Here is a 21157-nt window from a genome sequence, read left to right as displayed (position 1 = left end):
CTTTAGCTAAACTTGATAGTCTCCAAAAATAGCCATACATCTGAGATAAACTTAATAAAAATTAACTTTTACCGCCGATGCTAAGACTTATTACTGACTTCGACGGCCCAATTATTGATGTTTCCGAACGGTACTACCGCGTATATCAATTCTGCTTAGATAAAACCCGTCGCCCAGATCAAGTAGTGCAAGAACTTCCGAAAGCGGAATTTTGGCAGTTAAAGCGATCGCGTGTTCCCGAAAAACAAATTGCCTTAAATTCCGGGTTAGACGAAGCTCAAGCCCAAGAATTTGCCCAGCTGCGACGACAAACTGTGCATACAGAACCCTACTTTGACTATGACACCCTCGCGCCTGGTGCTGTGGATGCACTGTTAAAAATACAACAAGCTGGAATTGATTTGGCAGTTATGACCATGCGCCGAGTTCGAGAACTGGATTATGCCTTTAAAAAACATGATTTAGGCCAATTTTTCCCAGAAAATCGTTGTTATTGTCTGAGTAACGACTACGTTAAAACTCGCGATATTGAAGATAAGCCCTTGTTAATGGCTAGGGCATTAAAAGAACTGCCCGCGGCTGCTGATACCTGGATGGTGGGAGATACGGAAGCCGACATCACCGCTGCGAAAAATTATGGTATTAAGGTGATGGCTGTAGAATCTGGAATTCGCGATCGCACCCAATTAGAACTTTACCACCCCGACTTAATTGTTCAGGATTTTAGCGCTGCTGTAGATTTAGTTCTAAAAGCTAAACACCTTGTCTAAAAGGCTCTCTACCTGCAACATATTCAATTAATCAGCATTCGGGTTGCAAATTAAAATAGGAGTCAGAATAGGTATTCTGACTCCTGACTTTTTTATCTTAGAAGAACACACATAAACCATGTCTTCTTTATAGAAACCTGCTTACGGCAGTGGTTTAACGTAGAAAACTACTAACTAACCACAACAATATAAACGTCACGACAGTAGAGAACTGATTCGTTTCCAGACTGATAAATGATATTTGTGGTAAGAGCCAGCTAGCAACTAGTCCCCCAGCGATTAGGCCAATTATTAAACTGACCAGGGTGAACAAAACTGCTCGGCCAAATTTGCCTTCCTTGCGATTAAGAAAGTAAATACTCGTGCCTACGCCAACCACCAATGCTAACTGCAAAACCTGATCGCCTCCCTCTGGATAGAACAGGCTAATAGAACTCAAACCGAGAAACCAAGCTCCTGGTAGGAGTATATCCGCAGGCGTTGGCTGATCCAGCATACGTTGCAGCCATGCGGGTGACTGCTCGCGAGGGGTTGGACTTTCTTTAGGAGGCGATTGCACTCGCAACTCTGGAAACCGTATCCGCTCAGGGACTTTGATTTTTCCTTCCTGGCGCATCCGTAAGCGATCCATTAAAATCGCATCGTAAGCCGCCTCAATCACTTCTAAATGCTTGGCATCGCCATTATGTTGCTCGAATAGGCGATTACGAGCATCCTGAATTTCATCGAAGCTAGCCTCTTCTGATACCCCAAGTTTTTCGTAGGGATTTTGATCGCTCATGGGAGTTTGTTACTTCAGCCTCAATCAGCGGCGGTCTTTTATCGAAAAAAACAGCTTTAGGTTTTATTTTGATCGAAACTAAAGTCTCGATCTATTTATATGCCCTACCAGGATAGTAGCACGGGTTAGTTTGATCGACTTTGTAATTTCAACTATAGTCACTTTAACATATCGCTATAACTCCGTGTATACCCTCATGTCGTTGTCTAATTCTGGCTCTAATCTAGAATTTGAACGGAGAGTACCTAAAAGTCATGGTTTTTATGAAAAAATCAACTTTAATGTTTCAAATTTGGCAACTTACTGTGCCCTAAAATAGTTTTTTTTTAATTATACTGAATAATCGCTTGTGGTATATATCCACATATCGATTTAAAATTGAAACGTTTTAAGTTACCACCTAACTGGGATCGAGAAGGTGTCTTGCTATCAAGAACGGTTGCAGTTCAAGTCAGAGCGCTTATATACTGTTGGCTAACAGAAGTTTCGCCTTCTAATTGCCTACAATCCTGATTAGAGTATTTATTTTTGAGCGATCGGGATTGTTATACCGTAGCCATGTAGATTCTTAGTTAGTCCTAAAGTGGCAACTGCGTTTTTACGCAACTCTCTTGTTAATCTTACGAATTTTTGTGCAAAGTAATGGTCATGGCTCCCGCCAAGATTCTTGTAGTTGACGACGACCCTGCGGTTCGGAATTTAATCCAACGCTTTTTGATTAAACAGAACTATCAGGTGGAGGCTGCCGAAGACGGAAAGACAGCCTTAAATCTATTTGAGCAATTTAACCCTGATTTGGTGATTCTAGATGTGAATTTACCAGATGTCACAGGGTTTAACCTCTGCCAAGAGATGCAAAGTCGTAATGGTGTTTTTGTTTTGATGTTGACTAGCCGTGCTGACGAAGCTGATAAAATTCGCGGCTTTGCTAAAGGTGCTGACGACTATCTCACCAAGCCTTTTGGACTAGGAGAGCTAGAAGTCAGAGTCGGAGCTATTTTGAGGCGTCAGCGAGTGATAACTACGGCCGAGCAGAAACGCTTGGTATTTGAAAAACTTATGATTGACCCAGTACGACGGGAGGTAGCACTTAATAACCAAGCAGTACCCTTAACTGCTCTGGAATTTGACTTGTTGCATTTTTTAGCTAGTCATCCAGGTCGAGTTTGGCGGCGGGCAGAGCTAATCCAAGAAGTGTGGGATTATGAATATGTCGGCGACCAGCGGGTTGTAGATGTTCATATCGGCCAAATTCGCAAGAAGATTGAAATTGATGCTAGTCAGCCAGCATTAATTCAAACTGTACGTGGCGTAGGCTATAAATTTGAATCTCCTGCTCATCCCCAGCATTTGGAAGCCAAGTCCTAAGTTTATAGTCTAGAGTTTTTTAACTCTTGACTGTTGACTCTTGGGGTAGTGGTTGGTGAATTTTCTTGGTTTTAGTAACAGACAAATTTAGATAATCAAAATAAGTAGATATTCCTCAAATACACGCCAAACAGTGATTTGAGATATTTATTTATCTATCTATTTAAGATAGTGGACAGGGGAGAGAGTCCACTGGAAAATATTTCTTGGTATGTAACCGTTTTGGTAGATATAACGGTGCTGAGATTGGAGTTTGTAGGGCACATATAGGACTCATATTTGATTTTTGAAAAAAAATCGGTACACCTTAATCTGCTGAAATCCTATTGCCTATTGCCTATTGCCTATTGCCTACCTACGCAAATGATTTCAGTAATCAAACCGGATTCCTATAGCTGTGTATTAGTGTCAACTTAAGCTAAAGTCCCCTTAAAAGCCCGTTTCTAGCCTCTGTCTGGAAATGCTGCTCATTGAGCTGTTGCTGTAAGCCAGGTAAGCCGCGGTCTCAAAATAGATATTTCCAGTTGGAGACTGACAAAAAAGGTAAATTCCGCTCTATTACCAACTACTTTTGGCAATAAGAAAAACTATTAGAACTTTTTTATGGATCGGAATCTACCGATCTTTTTTATTGTAATATTGCCGATCGCTATTAGCTTAAAATCCCGTTAATGGGGCACGGTATGCCGTACCCCATTAATAAGTGGGGGAATAACGCCCTTTATACCAGTAGCTATGGGGTGTCTAGTAAATTAGCTGTTGCTGGTGAGTCGGTACAGGGCATTTCTACTGTGGAGTGATGGAACAAAGTTTCCAGATAGACTCGTGCAGCACGGCGATCGCTATCTCCATTTTGGAGTAAAAACAATGATAGTGCCGCCGTCAATACTCTGTTTTCATCCCAATCGGGATGGGTTTCTAAGTAGTTTTTTAAGGATTCGTGGAGTGTTTCAGGAATTTCTGTAAAGATGCTAACCGTTGATTTCATGAGATTTTCCTCCTATGAGGATAATCAAGAGGGACAAGTTGCTTGCGGTAAAGCGGTTTAGGGCTTTACACGCTCTTTCGCTATCCCGACAATCTGCGCTTACATCTAGTAGTAATATATTTTACACATTTGATGCCAACGGTTGAACAGGATTATAAAAGCAAGCCGCATCATTGTGCGCCAAGAGGGGGTGGGTTTGTCAATGCTGCGAAATGTTAAAAACGATGGTATAAAAAATAAATGCGAACGACAGAATAGGGATTTAAGCCAATTTTTTGTTACTTTACTTCATAAAAACTCAGTCCTTAAACTTCTTTGCTACTTGTAATCAACAATCCCCAGTAAGACAGCAAGAAGCCTATTAGCTCGTATAGCACCTGTGGAAAACTGCTAAAATCCCTGTGGAAACCCTGTGGAATGAGTGAGGAAAATAGTAGCCAATGATAAGAATTACAAAAATGTCATCAACCTATGACATTTAAACTCATGAAATTAGCTTCTCAATCTCAGTTATCATCGTGGTTGCCCTCGATACATCCCCAGGTCTGGATTTTCGCAATTGGTAGATTTCTTTCGGAAGTTGGTACCGGCTTTACCCTGTTTTATGCGCCCATCTTTTTTGTTAATCAACTTGGTTTATCTGCAACCAGTGTTGGGGTAGCCTTGGGTAGCGCCTCGATTTCCGGCATCGTAGGGCGGATTGCAGGTGGTTCTTTAGCTGATTCTGGATATTGGGGACGCCGCCGAACTTTGTTACTAGCGACGGCGATTTCAGCAATTGCTTCTCTAGTTTTAGCTACAACCAATAATTTCACTTCTTTGGTAATCGGTAGCTTGATTAGCGGTTTAGGGATAGGTTTCTATTGGCCGGCGGCTGAAGCTGTGGTTGCTGACGCTAGCCAAATTGACAATCGCCGCGAAACTTTTGCGATCGCCAGACTAGCTGATAATCTTGGGTTAGCGATCGGAATTGTGCTGGCTGGGTTTTTGATCGCGATAATTGGGAATTATCGATGGCTATTTGTGATTGATGCCATCTCTTTTATGGCATTTTTTGGAGTTGTCTATGTAGGGATTAATGAAACGGAACAACAGCAAATAGAGGAACCTGAAAAGACAGAACTTTTTGCATCTTGGATTGCAGTATTAAGAGATGGGCGTTTCCTGGTCTACATCGCAGTTAATATATTTTTTACAATCTATATTTCTCAAATCCACAGCACCCTGCCGCTTTACTTCAAAAACTTTGTATTTGTTGAAAGTACTGCCAAGGGATTTGCTGAAACTACCATTAGCGGACTATTTGCTTGGCATCTAGTGTTCGCAATTATTTGTCAGTTGCCTGTCACCAGCATTTTAAAACGCTGCTCTCACACACTTGCGCTTACTGTTTCCGCCATTTTCTGGGCAATTGGTTTCGGACTGATTTGGGTTAGCGGTACAGCCCCATCTCATCATCTGGCATGGGTAACATTGGCATTGGGAGTATTTGCTGTGGCGATTGTTTCCTATACCCCATCTGCTGCCTCTTTAGTGACTGAGTTAGCCCCAGAAAATCAACGTGGCGTTTATTTCTCCATCAATGCTTTGTGCTGGGCTGTTGGCTCTTTTATTGGTCATCCCTTGGGTGGATGGGCATTAGATCAACCACAAATTATTACCAATAGTTACTGGCTAGGCTTCATTTTGAGCGTAGCGATCGCTGTGGTAATTTTACAGTATCTCAATCGAATTTTGTCTGAGTAGGGGCGCAAGAATACTGGAATTTTCCTGCAAAAAGGGTTTCATATCAAGTCCGATTAATCACTTATGATTACTGCATCTGTGCAAAAATCGGAAAAGCCTCTTTTCCCTGCTCCCTTTCCTCCTCATTGACGACGTTCTTGGAGCTTGCGATATACCGATTTTAAATCAACTTGATGGTGAGCTAAGGCAACCAAAGTATGATATAGCAAATCAGCCACTTCACCGGCGATCGCATCTGCTTCATCATCCTTAAAAGCCATTACCACCTCAGCGGTTTCCTCACCAATCTTTTTTAAAATTTTGTTATCGCCACCTGCGAATAGTTTACAAGTGTAAGAACTTTCAGTAGGATTATCGCGGCGATCGCATATTATTTGAAACAATTGCGACAATGTATCCCCAGGAGGTGAGACAATTTTTCCTTCTATTTGATGAAAACAACTGCGCTCTCCAGTATGGCAGGCAACATCTCCTAATTGTTCTACGCCAATGAGCAGCGCATCACTATCGCAGTCATAACGGATACTTTGCACTTTTTGGATATGCCCAGAAGTCGCTCCCTTGTGCCATAATTCTTGCCGAGAACGGCTCCAAAACCAAGTTTCTTCAGTTTCTAAAGTCTTTTGTAACGACTCCTGATTCATCCACGCCATCATCAGGACAGTACCATCCAGATAGTCTTGGACAATTGCAGGCACCAGACCCCGTTCATCGTAGCGAATTTTATCAACCGGGATGGTGTAATGCAGCGATCGCGAATCGTTAGAAGACATACCAGCTAGTTTGCTCTTATGAGAATAATTTATGGATTCACGATACCATTCAAAATAGGGCAGCTGGTATGTTTTTTTTTGAATTAAATATCCAAAGTCAAGTCTTCATTGGACTTGCATAACATAATGTTATTTTTTTGGTTCCGCTAATTTTATAGGATAGAAATTCTAAGCAGTGTTTGACCCTATTCTAAGATAGAGCGTTTTATTGCCCACTGTTAGGAGAGAACTTTGGTAAATACCACAATTAAAACAACAAAATCACAAGAAGTCTTCGCCGCTGCTCAAAATCTCATGCCCGGAGGAGTCAGTTCTCCAGTTCGTGCCTTTAAATCTGTGGGCGGACAACCCATCGTTTTTGATCGTGTCAAAGGCGCGTATATTTGGGATGTAGATGGCAATAAATACATAGACTATGTAGGCACTTGGGGCCCAGCTATTTGTGGTCATGCTCATCCAGAAGTCATTGCAGCGTTGCATGAAGCTTTAGAAAAAGGCACCAGTTTCGGTGCTCCCTCAGTTCTAGAAAATGTTTTGGCAGAAATGGTCATCGATGCCGTTCCTAGCATCGAAATGGTCAGATTTGTCAACTCTGGAACTGAAGCCTGTATGGGAGTTTTGCGGCTGATGCGGGCTTTCACCAATCGAGAGAAAATCATCAAATTTGAAGGTTGCTACCACGGACACGCCGATGCGTTTCTAGTAAAGGCGGGTTCTGGTGTTGCTACACTTGGCTTGCCAGACTCACCGGGAGTACCTAAATTAGCAACTAGCACCACTCTAACTGCACCTTTCAATGATTTAGAAGCAGTCAAAGCTTTATTTGAAGAAAACCGCGACGAGATTGCCGGTGTTATTCTTGAGCCAGTCGTCGGCAATGCTGGATTTATTGCGCCTGACGCTGGCTTCCTAGAAGGTTTACGGGAACTAACTCACGAATATGGAGCGTTGTTGGTATTTGACGAAGTGATGACAGGCTTCCGCATTGCTTACGGTGGCGCTCAAGAAAAATTTGGCGTCACTCCCGATTTAACAACCTTGGGTAAAGTGATTGGTGGTGGTTTGCCAGTAGGGGCTTATGGTGGTCGCCGAGATATTATGTCAATGGTTGCACCTGCCGGCCCCGTATATCAAGCTGGGACTCTTTCTGGTAATCCTTTAGCGATGACTGCCGGTATTAAGACTTTAGAATTGCTGCAAAAGCCAGGTACTTACGAGTCTCTTGAGCGGATTACTAAAAAGCTAGCAGATGGTTTGCTGCAAATTGCCAAAGAAACTGGTCATGCAGCTTGCGGCGGTCAAATCAGCGCCATGTTCGGCTTATTCTTTACCGCCGGCCCAGTTCATAACTACGAAGATGCGAAAAAGTCTGATACAGCCAAATTCGGACGTTTCCATCGCGGGATGTTAGAGCGCGGTGTTTACTTAGCACCCTCTCAATTTGAAGCAGGGTTTACATCTTTTGCTCACACAGAAGAAGACATTGAGCAGACTTTAGCAGTTGCACGGGATGTAATGTCTAGCCTGTAACCTGTTAAGGGTAAGGGATTTCCAAATAAAAGTATCCTGTTAACTCTTGTGGGGTGGGCATCTTGCCCCACAAAATGGATGATTTATAGGAAGTCCCTTTTTTGAGACAGAAACAAACGTGCGGAATTTTTGGACTCACTTTAAAGCATTATTTGCATAATTTTCAGCAGTTAGTAGTGTTCAATCCTCTGACACTGCTGGGGATAGAAAAAATTTTTAACAGATTTGCTTTCTACCATCATTACTCAAGAAAGGTCACATCTTCGTCATCATTTCGCAATGGCTTCGTCAATAGAATATGCAATATTTAGCCTACATTAAGATTCATAGTTAATGAGGCAGGATTAATAAATTATTAGGGGGTTAAGTCCCTTGCAACTAAGAAGTATCAAGTTTTGTGGGTCTTGTCTGAATCTTTATTGCAAAACTTAACTTAATTACAAATTATTTTACTTGCCTTTTACAGTTCTCAAAATTTCCTCATACTCCATAGATTACAAAAATTAATGCATAAGAAGGTTCTTACCTTTATGGTGAGGGTTTTGCTTAGAGATATTAGATTATCCATCGGGTAAGGTATTTTTTCAGAGTCAGGGTTGGAGCCAACTTAAAAAAATATACCAGTCATAACTGTAGCTTGTATGGCAAGGCTTACAGAGTAGGAAAAGCTGCCATAAATACTGTGAAAAAAAGATGGTTCAACCTTGAAGGAGCTATGAAGTGGACGACAATAAGTCATTTTTTGGTCTGCAAAAAATATTAGTTACGTTGCTTGTATTGAGTGGAAGTGTGAGTATCAGCACCATGATGCTTATTAAGTCAAGCTCCTCTAATGCTCAAAGTACAGAGAATATAAATGTAAACAATCAACCAAGCAAAGTTGGGATTCAGCAGCAGATTGAAGAACTCAAAGCAACGATGCTTAGAAGTTGGCAGCAACAAGTACAAACCAAAGGTTTTTCATATACTGTACCCCTACGTTTTCAAGGGGCAGTAGTTGATGCGGCAAAATTGACTCCCGAACAGAAAGTAATTGCGCTCACCTTTGATGATGGGCCATGGCCTGAAAGTACCGGACAAGTACTAGATATTCTCAAAAAAAATCAGATTAAAGGGACATTTTTTCTCATTGGGCAAAATGTAAAGAATTATCCAGGCTTAGTGAAGCGGGAGATTGCTGAGGGTCACGTAATTGGTAATCACACTTGGCATCATTGGTATCAATTCTTAAATCCACAAGCAGCTGCCTATGAAATTGACCACACAGCAGACTTGATTTATCAAGTAACAGGGATTAAAACAAATTTATTTCGACCACCAGGGGGAATCATGCACAATGGGGTGGCTAGTTACGCGAGAAATAGCAAATATGCCATCATTCGCTGGTCATCTGACTCTGTAGACTACTCACGTCCTGCTGTACCAAAATTAATTAATAATGTGTTTAGGAGGGCCAAGCCAGGTGGAATTGTGCTAATGCATGATGGTGGTGGTAATCGCTCTAAAACTGTGCAAGCTTTACCAGAAATTATTGCCAACTTTCGGAAACAGGGCTATAAATTTGTTACTATTCCTGAACTTTTAGAAATGCAAGATAAAGATCAAAAGCTAACTGCAAACAAAAAAACCGTCCAAAACTAACATCTGAACGGAATTTTAACGTATTAATACTTTATGCCAATCTAGTTATGTTGCTAGTTGTGCTGATACTTTACAACTACAAGTCAGGAGGTAAAATCACCTGATCGATTGCGTGGATTACACCGTTACTACCTGTAATATCTGCCTGTGTCACTTTAGCATCATTGACAGTTACACCGGTAGCAGGATCGACTTTAACGTTGATTGCGCCACCTTCGAGGCTTTTAACTTCGCCAGATTTTAAATCAGTAGACAATACCTTACCAGCCACCACATGGTAAGTTAAAATCTTGAGCAATACTTCTTTGTTATCTGGCTTTAACAATTCTTGCAAAGCGTCTGCCGGTAACTTAGCAAAAGCCGCATCTGTGGGTGCAAAAATAGTTAAGTTATCTTTGCCTTGCAAAGCTGCGCTTAATCCTGCTGCTTTCAAAGCCTTGGTCAACGTGGTAAAGGAAGCGTTTGACTCTGCCAAGGCTAACAAGTTTTTGCCTTGATTGCTACTTGCTCCTGGTTTTGGTGGAGTTGTAGTCGGTGTCCCAGTGGGTTGAGTACCTGGGGTGACGGGTGTAGGTTCACTAGGTGTAACACTACCACCACTACGGTTATAGGGAGGCTCGTTGAAAATACTTGGTCTGGGATTTACCGTTCCACCACTTTTCTGTGCTACTGGTTTGCGTTTGGTATTGCCCTTTTCGATTTGGGAAACGGCTTCAGCAGGTGTGTATTGAGTGTTTGCTTGAAAGCGTTGACCTTGGTTATAGGGAGCTTCGTTGAAAATACTGGGGTTAGGATTTAGTATCTCTTTCGCATCAGATGGTAAAGTAATGAGGACGCTGAAACTAGTAAATCCTGCTATGCCTGCCAACGCGGTCAGAAATTTGCTGTAATTTGTCTTCATAAATTTTGTTTTTTTTGTCCACACATTACATAAAGATTTATAACATTTTGCTATGCACAAAATCTAACTCAAGAGGGAAGTAAGATTTTTCTCTAGAAGAGTTTGTGCTAGTGAGGGAAAATTTTTAACCTCGATTCACGCTGATAGGTATGAAATATATCTACCATATATTTCATGTAAATTGAGCAAGTTTTCTCCACCACACGAAAATTAAAAAATCCTACTCGGTGTCAAGTAAATTCTCAGAAAATGTGAAAATCTTACCTATACAAGTTATGAGTTACGATGAGCTTCGAGAAAGATTATACTTAAAAGACAATTTATATACAAACTTGTACGTAAAATAATAGTTGATTCATAAATCCTGAATTACATAGAGAAGAAGGCTATATTTCCGAATTAACCATTGATTATTCAGCAAAAACACAGAAATTAATTACCGAAATCTTTTAACGTAGGCTAACGCTGACAAAAATTGCACTAACTGTTGAAGACCCACGAATGAGGGGTTGAGTTTATTTATATGTTGAATTAAATTACTTAATTATTTGATATTGCAATCAATCAGAAAACAATATTTTTTTTAATTGATAATTTTGCCAAAAATCAGGCATCGGTTAAAACCTAATGTCAATTAAATAGACAGCTAACCAACTAATACCAATAAAAATTACTTAAACTAAAGATACAATTGTAAAGTTAATAAGTTGACCAGTTACAAGAGATAGAACACATGCTGGAATTATACCAATGGGAACTCTCTCAATACTCAGAGAAAGTGCGCCTAATTCTAGATTTTAAAGGACTAGATTACCGCAAAATAGAGGTCACGCCTGGGATTGGACAAGTGGAACTGTTCCGGCTGACTGGTCAAAGACAAGTGCCTGTATTAAAGGATCGTAATAAATATATTGCGGATTCTACGGAAATAGCTAAGTATTTAGACTTAGAGTACCCCGATCGCCCCATAATACCGCAAGATCCTAAACAACGGGGTTTAACTTTATTAATAGAAGAATGGGCGGATGAGTCCATAGGCATCAAAGGTCGCAAAGCACTATTTGCAGCCGTAAGTCAAGATCAAAATTTCCGTAAGTCTTTATTACCCACCTCAACACCAGATATATTTAAAAGTCTGGTTCAAGGAGTACCTAGTGACTTACTGACAGTGTTGGGTTTTGGCGTAGGTTACAGCCCAGATGTGATACAGTCAGCGATCGCATCTTTAAAACAAGACTTGGAAGCCTTAACGTTATTATTGGCAGATAGTCCTTATTTAACAGGAGATGAGCCGACTTTAGCTGACTTAGCGGTGGCTGGCTTATCGATATTGCTCAAGTTCCCCTCTGGCCCCTATCTGGATTTACCAGCTTCTATCAGAGGTAAAGGATTGCCAATCTTTGCCGAGAATATAGATTATGAACCATTCTTCACTTGGCGCGATCGCCTTTATGCCCAATTCCGCAAACCGTTAATTAGTACCACTCCATCAACAGGAAGTGCGCCAACCTCAATTCAGATTGATTAGATAATTGGACATGGGGAATTGGGCATAGGGAATGGAGAAGAAAAACAAATGACCAATACTTCGACTACGCTCAGTACAAGTGACCAATGACCAATGACAAATGACAAATGACAAATGACTAATCAGATGAATTCGGCACAGCCATTAGGTTCGGTCATTCAAGGTTCTTTAACTGAAGGTTTAGAAGTACGATTGCATCCTGACATTTCTGTAGAAGATATGCGGGTGGGTAAGTTTCTTGTTGTGCAAGGGATGCGATCGCGTTTTTTTTGTATGCTGACAGATGTAGCATTGGGAGCTGCTAATGCCCGAATTATTGCTAATCCCCCAAGTTGGGAAGACACTTTTTTACGAGATGTTTTAGCCGGAAGTGGTACTTACGGTACCATCAACCTCGCGCCGATGTTGATGTTCACTCCCGAAACTGAAGAATCTTTCTCCCCAACAAATGGCAAATCGGCAAATCCTTTCCTCCCATCGGTCACAGGTTTGGCTTCATTTGTGCCACAAACCAGCACGACAATAGAATTGTTGCCTGTTAAAACTATTCCTAGCCACTTTAGTCAAGTTTACGAAGCAAGTGTTGAAGATTTTCGCCGGGTATTTGGTTGGGAAGATGACCCCCAAAGGCGCAACTTTTCCATCGGCAAACCTTTGGATATGGATGTACCCGTTTGTATTGATTTAAACCGCTTTGTGGAACGGAGTAATGGAGTCTTTGGGAAATCTGGTACTGGGAAATCTTTTCTAACACGGTTACTTTTAGCTGGCGTTATCCGTAAAAATGCGGCAGTCAATTTGATTTTTGATATGCACTCTGAGTATGGCTGGGAAGCCGTTGCAGAAGGTAAGAACGTCAATACTGTTAAAGGTTTAAAGCAACTTTTTCCTAGTAAAGTGGAAGTTTACACCCTCGACCCGGAATCGACAAAGCGCCGTGGTGTGCGTGATGCTCAAGAACTTTATTTGAGTTACGAGCAAATAGAAGTTGAAGATATTAAGTTATGTAGCCGAGATTTAGGACTCTCTGACGCAGCCTTAGATAACGCCAATATTCTGTATAGCGAGTTTGGCAAGTCTTGGATTGTCCAGTTGCTAAATATGACTAACGAAGAAATCGAGATGTTCTGCGACGAGAAGCGCGGACACAAAGGCTCGATTATGGCATTGCAGCGCAAACTCTTGCGGATGGATAGCTTGAAGTATATGCGAGCAGTTTGCCCCCAGAATTACATTAGTAAAATTGTGCAATGCCTGGAATCTGGGAAGAATGTTGTGATAGAATTTGGTTCCCAGTCTAATATGCTCTCTTATATGTTGGTGACGAATATGATCACCAGACGTATCCACGAGCATTACGTTAAAAAAGCAGACAAATTCCTGCAAAGCAAAAATCCTAGCGATCGCCCAACGCCATTGATGATTACCATTGAAGAGGCGCACCGTTTCCTTGACCCAGCTATCGTCCAAAGTACTATCTTTGGGACTATTGCCCGCGAACTGCGCAAGTATTTTGTCACACTTTTGGTAGTCGATCAACGTCCATCAGGCATAGATAATGAAGTTATGTCGCAAATTGGGACTCGTATTACTGCTTTGCTGAATGATGAAAAAGACATTGACGCGATTTTTACAGGTGTATCTGGTGGTAGCGGACTGCGATCGGTTTTGGCAAAGCTAGACTCGAAGCAACAAGCTTTAATATTGGGTCACGCCGTTCCTATGCCCGTAGTAGTACGTACCCGTCCTTACGACGCAACTTTTTACGCAGAAATTGGTGAGCCAGCCTGGGAAGAAAAACCTGACGCAGAAGTATTCGCCGCTGCGGAACTAGCTAAAGCTGACCTGGGATTTTAGATGTGTCAGTTGTCATTTGTCCCTTGTCCTTTGTCTAGAGTCAATCAATATTTACTAATGACTAATAACCAATGACAAATGACTAATTCGTGACATCCCTCCATTGTCATAGCAAATTAAGTTCGGTTATCTGGCTAGTTTTTGGCAACAGAAGAGGGGTTTTTGGCGTCACTATAGATATAGTCAGTAATTTCAAGGAAGTTTAAATTTTTTTTCTATAACTGCTGCTTTTGAATTATAATGATAGGTTTTATCTAAAGATAGTTTACTATTTGCCTGATTTATCGTATCATAAGTTAAGTAGAACTCATACCGACTTCGGTTTTTCCAATCGGTGTTAGTAACTGTCCAAGAGAAGAATTCTCAAAAATAACCAGCGTGCTTATAAAAGATTGAAAATTTAGGGAAAGTAGGGGAACCTATCATTGGGGGCTTACCGTCTTAACAACGGCTGTATCAATTAATCAATTGCTTTTGGTAGCTCCTGACATTTCGTGATAGATGTACTACTTTTTCCCCTCCATTTTAGTAATAAAACATACATTATCTTTACGAAGTAGAGGACATCGCACCAATGCCTACTATCAATACCCAAACGGAAAACCTCAACACCAAATTCACGGCTGATATGGTGCGAACCTATCTGCGAGAAATTGGTCGTGTACCACTGCTAACCCGCGAACAAGAAATTGTCTTTGGGAAGCAAGTGCAACAGATGATGACGCTGATCGACGCCAAGGAAGCTTTGGCGAAGAAGTTGCAACGCGAACCGGATATTTCAGAGTGGGCCGATCACGTTAAACAATCGGAAACCGATGTGCAACAAACGGTGGCACAAGGTAAGCGGGCAAAGCAAAAAATGATCGAAGCGAATTTGCGCTTGGTTGTTGCTATTGCCAAAAAGTATCAAAAGCGAAATATGGAGTTTCTGGATTTAATCCAGGAAGGAACACTAGGGTTAGAGCGAGGTGTGGAGAAATTTGACCCGATGAGGGGTTATAAGTTCTCGACTTACGCTTACTGGTGGATTCGCCAAGCAATTACTCGTGCGATCGCTCAACAAGGTCGGACTATCCGCTTACCGATCCACATTACCGAGAAACTGAACAAAATCAAAAAAGTGCAGCGCGAGTTAGCTCAAACCTTGGGGCGATCGCCGACTCCAGCCGAAATTGCCAAAGCACTAGAACTAGAACCTGCTCAGATTCGCGAGTACCTGAATATGGCTCGTCAACCAGTTTCTTTGGATGTGCGGGTTGGTGAGAACCAGGATACTGAGTTGCAAGAAATGCTCGAAGATGATGGCCCATCGCCAGAGTATTACACCAACCAGGAATTCTTACGCCAAGACTTGAACAATCTGCTAGCAGAACTAACCCCGCAACAGCGAGAAGTTGTAGCTTTACGCTTTGGTTTAGAAGATGGTAATGAAATGTCATTGGCGAAAGTAGGTGAGAGATTGAATCTCAGCCGCGAACGTGTCCGCCAGTTAGAGCATCAAGCTTTGGCTCATCTGCGTCGCCGTCGTGCCAATGTCAAAGAATACGTTGCTAGTTAAAACGAGAGACGCGAAATTTCGCGTCTCTACACCACCTTGGTGATGCGCTTCCTGAATTCAGGGGGCGATTTTTTTTTGCTGAAAACTAGGAAAAACTCATGGGCGATTTCTATAGCGATCGGCTTTCTGAAAGTTAATAGTACTCAATGATTGAGCAATTATCAAAAATTTATAATGAATCCCTTTTTGTGGGCATCTCGGCAGGTGCTTGATTCGGTACAGATGCTGGGTAAGCAGGATCAACATACTGCATCGTTACTTGCGAACACCGTTCAGTGCTATCACAACTTTTAGCCCTCCAACCTTCCAAATTGCCTGATTGCTCGATCAAAAAAGTATCGGGAATGTAGGAGACAATCGGCATATTCGTCCCTGCATAAACGGGATTTTGTCCAGATAAAATGAATTGATCGTCAGAAGAATGAACCACCATTCTTTGTTGGACGACATCATTCTGACCATTGGAATAGCGCACATTAACGGTCATGGTGCCAGAATTTCCCGTTAAAGTCAGGAGTCCATCAAAAGATTTCCCATTCATGCGCCACTGGAGTTTCCAAATTCCATTTAGAGGAGATATTGTGGAGGCTGGGTAAGTAGAAAAACCCGATGGCGGAAGGGATTGAGCGTAGTTTACCGCCGTAGGCATTGGTATTGCTATAGCCCCGGCAATATCAATTACTGATAAAAAAGTAGACGCGCAGATTGTCGTACTGAAGCGAATTAGTTTAGTAAAGTTTAGTTTAAAGCGCCCAGTTTTCATAATTTTTTGGTGTGCTTTCTGGATAAGTTTCATTAGATATCTTGAGATATCTTGCAAAAGCTACTTTTGCAAGATGTTGGGGAAAGGTTAAAGGGTAAGGGAAAATTCCATACCTTTACCCCTTACCCTTTTCCCCACTTCTGCAATAAGTCTATTAGATAAGTGTAAAGACGTTCCATAAAACATCTCTACACTCATTCCTAAATAGGTTCATTTATGACATCTGGGGCAGTTTCACCACTCGGTTGTCCGTTATTTGGTTGATTAGGAGTGGGAGTAGCAGGTGATGACTGTAAGCGTTGGAGAACGTATATTGCTTTTTGGTAACTAGCAGTATCATTGGCTTGCTGGAATAAATTTACAGCTCTTTGTAAATCCTCAAACGCACCTTGACGATCGCCTGAATCGCGGCGGAACAAGCCGCGTTGGTAAATAGCAATGCTATTATTTGGCTCGTAACTCAGCACTGTGTTTAAATCCTGAATCGCTGCGGGTAACTGTCCCAAGCGACGCAATGTCAACGAGCGGCTGATGTAGGCTCTAGAAAACTTGGGATCGAGAGCGATCGCTTGAGTCAAATCGGCGAGAGTACCTTGGCGATCGTTAAACATGGCACGAGCTAGCGCCCGGTTGAAGTAAGAGTGAGGCACATTAGGTGCAAGCCGAACAACTCGATCAAAATCGGCAAAGGCACCTTGAGCATTTTTCAAGTTGCGGAGGATAGATCCTCGACTGTAATAAGCCGACACATCATAAGGATCGAAACGCAAGACGACGGTAAAATCTGCAACTGCACCTTGCTTATCGCCTAAATAATATCGCACTACCCCTCTGTTGTAATAAGCGATCGCATTATTGGGGTTGAAGCGAATCGCCTCATTATAGTCGGCGACCGCACCTTCTTTATCGCCTATCTTGTAGCGAGTATTGGCACGATTGTAATAAGCAATACTACTTTTAGGGTCGAGAGCGATCGCTTGGCTAAAATCATTGATTGCTGCGGTGCTATTACTTTGCTGGGACAGTCCCCGTGCTAAGAAATCGCTCGAAGCTTGGGGGTTTTGCATCCGTTCTTGGGGTTTATCCGTACTGGGGGAGCTGTCTATCTTCAAACCAGTGAGTCCAACCTGCCCAGATAAAGCGATCGCCTTCTCAATTGGAACTGCTGCACTAACTCCAGGTTTTAGCCCCGCTGATACTTGTTGCCCAGATTGGAGTTCCTTGACTTCCGTTTCTGTGTCAGCTTTACCGTGAACTCCAATCACTTTACCATCAATATCAAACACTGGCCCCCCACTCATCCCACCTGCTGTTTGAGCCGCGTATTGCAACGAGTAGCCACCTTCGCTCAAAGTCGCATCCTTGGATTCCCAAATCGTTCCTTCTTGAAACTCATTAACACGATTTTCAGCAATTCTGTTTAAATCATTGTTAACTGGATAACCAAAAACAAACATTTTACTGCCCAGCCTTGTTTGATTAGGGCTTTTTAATTCGGCTACTGGATAGTCTTTATCACTACTAAAGCTAAACAAGGCTAGATCGTTACTTCCTTTAACGTTAGTTCCTAAACTTTTAACACTTGTAGGGTTAATGGGATGAGAGACTCCATCGCTAGTGCGAATGCTAGCTGGCTTAGGCCCGTTAGATGGATTAACCACATGATTGCAAGTAAGGACGGTGTAAGTGCTTCCATCGCGCTTGATAATAAACCCAGAACCATCACTAGCTAGACCTACACCAACTCCAGTTGGTCTGTTTACTTGCACAGTAATGGTGTTAGCATACTGGGCAATTTCCTGAGAAGATTTCACCGCAAAAGCTGCCGATTGAACGATGACTATTGCAGCAACACTGGCAGTTCCACTGATTACGGCATAAGGAAAATTAGAGCGAAAAAAGTTGAGGTTCATATATAGTAAAAAATAGTTAATAACTACCCGAAAATTATTTAGCAGGTTGCCCAAACAATTGTTGAAATCTAGCAGTTGGAATAGCCCAACTCAAGGTTTCCATTTGCTCAAATAAAGCTTGACTTGGCATTGTGCCATCGGCAAAAATAAAGGCGATTATGCCTTGAAGTGGATATTTCAAGCCGCCATTAATCGCAATTAAGCGGCCATATCGATCTAAAACCGGGCCCCCGCTCATTCCGGGTTCAATCTGATTGGTATAGCCAAGTTGATATCCTTGTTGCAAAGGTTGATTGGGCAGCATCCCAATATAGCCTTGAGTTAATTCAAAGGCTTTTAAGCCCCAATCGCGAGTATCAGCAAGGGTGTTTGCATTAATGATGCGCCAACTGGGAAATCCCGAAGCATAAACAAGTTCACCAACAGATAGGATGTTAGAGTTGCCGATCGCTGCGACTTTGTAAAGGCGATCGCTGCTAAATTGCACCAAGGCTAAATCGTCATTCTCCAATTGAGCAGAATGTAGCCCAACACCCTTATGGGGTTGACCATCCGCCGTTAAGATGGTGTAGCCATTGCCTCCAACTTCGGACACTACATGAGCATTTGTGAGTACTGTGTAGGTTTGTCCTTGATGTTTTATAATCACTCCCGAACCAGTCCCTCGATCGCCTAAAATTCTCACTGTTACTAATTTAGCGATCGCTGACACCGAATCAGGAAGAGTAGCAGCCGTTTCTGGAAATTGAGCGATCGTCTGGGACATTTGATGCAATTGCAGGTCAGTATCTATGAAACCTGGGTTAGCTGCGATAGAAGGCGATACTAATGGGGAAGCAGAAAATACTGCAAACACTCCCAACTGAACAATCCACATCCAGATTGGACTTAAAAGGAGCGAGCTTAAACCAACTTTGTTAATTTCCACAGCTATTTGAGAAGCAGAAGGTTTTGTGAACCTGCATATATATAGAGACGTTGAAAGCAACGTCTCTATAACAATTGCTAAAGCTAGATAGAACCGCCACCCGTCCCTGCATCTGGAACTGGAGTATAGTTTCCTGGATTGGGTGGTGTATAGTTTCCTGGATTGGGGGCAGTAGGTATCGCGCCAGATTCATTAGCTAACTGATTAACCGCTTCTTCTAAGCCCACAGCAGTGGGAATAATTTCTGGCTCACCACCGACACCGCCTGCAAAGCCACCACTTTCAACTACATTGGGACCACTAGCCCGTTGACCAAACCGCACAATCCGGGCTAGGACATTGCCGGGATTGCTGGCATTTTCCCCTCTCAGCAGGGTCATAATCACATTATTGGGGTTGCAACTTTCGGTAGCGTTTACAAAACAAATCACGCTGAAGCCATTGACTTTACCAGTCGTCAACAGCAAGTTACTCAATTTGCCACCATTTTGCGCTACTGTCGCTGTCATTCGCTGGGAAACCATTTGACACCGTTGCTGGGGTGACATATTATTACTTGCTGTTTGCCAAACGATTAAAGGCGATGGTAAAATCCGACCGTTTGCTTGGACAAGGGTGGCTGGGTCAGCTCCCACTCGACCGCATATAAAAGATGTTCCGGTAGCGACTGGCGCATTTGGATAGGGATAGGGATTCCCACTTGGCACAGGCGCATTTGGATTAGGATAATTTTGTGCCATTGCTGGAGACACCGCAGCACCAGAAAGCGCGATCGCACTCATCAAAAATTTAGTTGCTAACTTGAATTTCATAAATACATTCCTAACTGAAATTGAATTGTTGTTACTCATTGTTTCTGAAACCATCTGACTGATACTGCGGAAGAAACAAAGTATTGTTCAGTAACTATTCTCTTTTTATGCTATGTCAGCTTGCCCTAGCAAATAACTTTTTGATCGTTTTTATTTAACTTAGGTTAAAGCATTATAAAAAGAAAACTAATTGGTAAATAAATAGCAAATACACTGTTGGTAAAAAGGCTATAAATAATTCAGTATTTCTTAAATAGCTAATAACCCAAGTTACAATTTGTCAGAAAAATTAGATGTCAGAATGACTGCCGATCTAAATACTATAGTGTCTAGTATCAAGTTTGATGGTCAGAAAAGGTCGGAAAAAAGTCGGATGTTTTTCGTACTAGAGCTAAAGCTGCCTATTGCAATTCCTAATTTTCCAATTACTTCGGTGTATAGTCGCCTCCATTGCCAGTGAATTCAACAGTTGTCGTTTCACATAGATTAAAACGGTTTCTGTCATAGGTTTTATCGCCATAGACTGCTTTCAAGTCATACACGCAACGCTCGGAGTTATCTGAAAAAGTCACTCTTGTATAACTTTCGCTTCTCAAAACATCGGACAGGATATTGCCACCCCAAGAGTTGCTATCCGTAGGAGAGAGATACAACGCTGTAATGGTTTGGTTGGTCTTGTTGTAAGCAACAAAGTTGCGACGATCAGAGGCAGGAGCATTCTGGGTACTGCTGGGTGGAGGCTCACTGGAACGTTGAGGCGAAGCAGGACAACCGAAGGGAGTACAAGCACTTGCACCAGGATTGGGGCAACCAAACGGATTACATTCACCTGCTCCCTGACTTGGACAACCGAACGGATTACAGGCTGCCGCACCTGGTTGCGAACAGCCAAAGACGTTGCAACTTTGTGCGGTTGAGGGCGCTTGTGCCGGGAGCCACGCTAACCCGATACCAAAGGAAGTGATACACAAAAACTTAGTAGCTTCTCTTAGGACCCGGCTTGATCGGTAAGAACGTTTTATCATCATTCAATTCCTTGTCTTATTCAAAGTCAGTTAAGTAAATCGGCACGATAAAATTCATGTATATTTGATTTTGTAAAAACTGTTGAATCACTTATTTATTAGCTGTTTACTGATTTTACATTTCGTCATATAGATTAATTTTTTAATGCCGACTTACTTCTCTATAGAATTGCTTATCCAAATACTCTACTGCCTGGTATAAAGTTCGATGGTCTGAAAAGGTCGGGAAAAAGTCGGATCTTATTAGTAGATTTACGCAAACTTTTTTAATAAAT

At 42.1% G+C, this 21157-nt stretch carries 16 protein-coding genes and 1 pseudogene; 8 read left to right on the top strand and 9 right to left on the bottom strand.

The features are described 5' to 3' along the window. The first annotated feature begins 77 nt into the window (after window positions 1-77). A complete protein-coding gene (locus tag V7K53_RS17885; protein WP_335198812.1) occupies window positions 78-770 on the top strand; it encodes an HAD family hydrolase in 693 nt (230 codons plus the stop codon). Window positions 771-924: 154 nt separating this feature from the next. Here V7K53_RS17885 and V7K53_RS17880 read toward each other — a convergent pair whose 3' ends face one another. Further along, window positions 925-1551, bottom strand: a complete 627-nt coding sequence (locus tag V7K53_RS17880; RefSeq protein WP_289798780.1) for a CPP1-like family protein — start codon at window positions 1549-1551, stop codon at window positions 925-927. A 648-nt stretch (window positions 1552-2199) separates the two neighbouring features. On the opposite strand from V7K53_RS17880, the gene V7K53_RS17875 reads away from it, so the two are divergent. Next, a complete protein-coding gene (locus tag V7K53_RS17875) occupies window positions 2200-2919 on the top strand; it encodes a response regulator transcription factor (protein ID WP_094348795.1) in 720 nt (239 codons plus the stop codon). Window positions 2920-3715: 796 nt separating this feature from the next. On the opposite strand, the pseudogene V7K53_RS17870 reads toward V7K53_RS17875, so the two are convergent. Then, a pseudogene (locus V7K53_RS17870) lies at window positions 3716-3907 on the bottom strand (DUF2811 domain-containing protein); the annotation flags it as partial. A gap of 471 nt (window positions 3908-4378) precedes the next feature. Here V7K53_RS17870 and V7K53_RS17865 point away from each other — a divergent pair. After that, the gene (locus tag V7K53_RS17865; RefSeq protein ID WP_335198811.1) at window positions 4379-5653 is read left to right on the top strand and encodes an MDR family MFS transporter; all 1275 of its coding nucleotides are present in this window, start codon (window positions 4379-4381) and stop codon (window positions 5651-5653) included. A 122-nt stretch (window positions 5654-5775) separates the two neighbouring features. On the opposite strand, the gene hisIE is transcribed toward V7K53_RS17865, so the two are convergent. After that, window positions 5776-6426 (bottom strand): bifunctional phosphoribosyl-AMP cyclohydrolase/phosphoribosyl-ATP diphosphatase HisIE, encoded by a 651-nt coding sequence (gene hisIE, locus V7K53_RS17860; protein ID WP_335198810.1) that lies wholly within the window; start codon window positions 6424-6426, stop codon window positions 5776-5778. A gap of 231 nt (window positions 6427-6657) precedes the next feature. Between hisIE and hemL the strand changes: the two genes are divergently transcribed. Together hemL and V7K53_RS17850 are read left to right on the top strand one after the other, a co-directional pair. Further along, complete coding sequence (gene hemL / locus V7K53_RS17855; protein ID WP_292741328.1) at window positions 6658-7956, top strand: glutamate-1-semialdehyde 2,1-aminomutase; 1299 nt, start codon at window positions 6658-6660, stop codon at window positions 7954-7956. Between the two features lie 720 nt (window positions 7957-8676). After that, window positions 8677-9597: a polysaccharide deacetylase family protein gene (locus V7K53_RS17850; protein WP_335198809.1), complete on the top strand. Its 921-nt coding sequence runs from the start codon at window positions 8677-8679 to the stop codon at window positions 9595-9597. Between the two features lie 76 nt (window positions 9598-9673). On the opposite strand, the gene V7K53_RS17845 is transcribed toward V7K53_RS17850, so the two are convergent. Further along, complete coding sequence (locus V7K53_RS17845) at window positions 9674-10498, bottom strand: fasciclin domain-containing protein (RefSeq protein WP_335198808.1); 825 nt, start codon at window positions 10496-10498, stop codon at window positions 9674-9676. Between the two features lie 733 nt (window positions 10499-11231). Here V7K53_RS17845 and V7K53_RS17840 point away from each other — a divergent pair. The 3 genes from V7K53_RS17840 (at window position 11232) to V7K53_RS17830 (ending at window position 15441) form a co-directional block, all read left to right on the top strand. Next, window positions 11232-12026, top strand: a complete 795-nt coding sequence (locus tag V7K53_RS17840) for a glutathione S-transferase family protein (RefSeq protein WP_335198806.1) — start codon at window positions 11232-11234, stop codon at window positions 12024-12026. Window positions 12027-12152: 126 nt separating this feature from the next. Then, a complete protein-coding gene (locus tag V7K53_RS17835; protein ID WP_334893813.1) occupies window positions 12153-13883 on the top strand; it encodes an ATP-binding protein in 1731 nt (576 codons plus the stop codon). Between the two features lie 574 nt (window positions 13884-14457). After that, window positions 14458-15441: an RNA polymerase sigma factor, RpoD/SigA family gene (locus V7K53_RS17830; RefSeq protein ID WP_335198805.1), complete on the top strand. Its 984-nt coding sequence runs from the start codon at window positions 14458-14460 to the stop codon at window positions 15439-15441. A 169-nt stretch (window positions 15442-15610) separates the two neighbouring features. On the opposite strand, the gene V7K53_RS17825 is transcribed toward V7K53_RS17830, so the two are convergent. The 5 genes from V7K53_RS17825 to V7K53_RS17805 all read right to left on the bottom strand — a co-directional run bounded on the left by V7K53_RS17825 (window position 15611) and on the right by V7K53_RS17805 (window position 20828). Further along, window positions 15611-16237: a hypothetical protein gene (locus V7K53_RS17825; protein ID WP_335198804.1), complete on the bottom strand. Its 627-nt coding sequence runs from the start codon at window positions 16235-16237 to the stop codon at window positions 15611-15613. A 167-nt stretch (window positions 16238-16404) separates the two neighbouring features. Beyond that, window positions 16405-18117, bottom strand: coding sequence for a tetratricopeptide repeat-containing S1 family peptidase (locus V7K53_RS17820; protein ID WP_335198803.1), 1713 nt, complete (start codon window positions 18115-18117; stop codon window positions 16405-16407). Window positions 18118-18151: 34 nt separating this feature from the next. Beyond that, on the bottom strand, window positions 18152-18994 hold the full coding sequence (locus V7K53_RS17815) for a S1 family peptidase (protein ID WP_335198802.1): 843 nt from the start codon (window positions 18992-18994) through the stop codon (window positions 18152-18154). Between the two features lie 134 nt (window positions 18995-19128). Beyond that, window positions 19129-19857, bottom strand: coding sequence for a COP23 domain-containing protein (locus V7K53_RS17810; RefSeq protein WP_335198801.1), 729 nt, complete (start codon window positions 19855-19857; stop codon window positions 19129-19131). A 425-nt stretch (window positions 19858-20282) separates the two neighbouring features. Beyond that, on the bottom strand, window positions 20283-20828 hold the full coding sequence (locus V7K53_RS17805; protein WP_335198800.1) for a hypothetical protein: 546 nt from the start codon (window positions 20826-20828) through the stop codon (window positions 20283-20285). Window positions 20829-21157: the final 329 nt, after the last annotated feature.

It is taken from the genome of Nostoc sp. (assembly GCF_036917355.1).
In the GTDB taxonomy this organism is placed as follows: domain Bacteria; phylum Cyanobacteriota; class Cyanobacteriia; order Cyanobacteriales; family Nostocaceae; genus Nostoc.
The sequence above is the reverse complement of the archived record's forward strand: the minus strand, read 5'-3'. Positions and strand labels throughout refer to the sequence as shown.

Bases quoted from the DNA above. Each gene is read 5' to 3' on its own strand.
- V7K53_RS17885 (WP_335198812.1), top strand. From the start codon at position 78: ATGCTAAGACTTATTACTGACTTCGACGGCCCAATTATTGATGTTTCC.
- V7K53_RS17880 (WP_289798780.1), bottom strand. From the start codon at position 1,551: ATGAGCGATCAAAATCCCTACGAAAAACTTGGGGTATCAGAAGAGGCT.
- V7K53_RS17875 (WP_094348795.1), top strand. From the start codon at position 2,200: ATGGCTCCCGCCAAGATTCTTGTAGTTGACGACGACCCTGCGGTTCGG.
- V7K53_RS17865 (WP_335198811.1), top strand. From the start codon at position 4,379: ATGACATTTAAACTCATGAAATTAGCTTCTCAATCTCAGTTATCATCG.
- hisIE (WP_335198810.1), bottom strand. From the start codon at position 6,426: ATGTCTTCTAACGATTCGCGATCGCTGCATTACACCATCCCGGTTGAT.
- V7K53_RS17845 (WP_335198808.1), bottom strand. From the start codon at position 10,498: ATGAAGACAAATTACAGCAAATTTCTGACCGCGTTGGCAGGCATAGCA.
- V7K53_RS17840 (WP_335198806.1), top strand. From the start codon at position 11,232: ATGCTGGAATTATACCAATGGGAACTCTCTCAATACTCAGAGAAAGTG.
- V7K53_RS17835 (WP_334893813.1), top strand. From the start codon at position 12,153: ATGAATTCGGCACAGCCATTAGGTTCGGTCATTCAAGGTTCTTTAACT.
- V7K53_RS17830 (WP_335198805.1), top strand. From the start codon at position 14,458: ATGCCTACTATCAATACCCAAACGGAAAACCTCAACACCAAATTCACG.
- V7K53_RS17825 (WP_335198804.1), bottom strand. From the start codon at position 16,237: ATGAAACTTATCCAGAAAGCACACCAAAAAATTATGAAAACTGGGCGC.
- V7K53_RS17820 (WP_335198803.1), bottom strand. From the start codon at position 18,117: ATGAACCTCAACTTTTTTCGCTCTAATTTTCCTTATGCCGTAATCAGT.
- V7K53_RS17815 (WP_335198802.1), bottom strand. From the start codon at position 18,994: ATGTGGATTGTTCAGTTGGGAGTGTTTGCAGTATTTTCTGCTTCCCCA.
- V7K53_RS17810 (WP_335198801.1), bottom strand. From the start codon at position 19,857: ATGAAATTCAAGTTAGCAACTAAATTTTTGATGAGTGCGATCGCGCTT.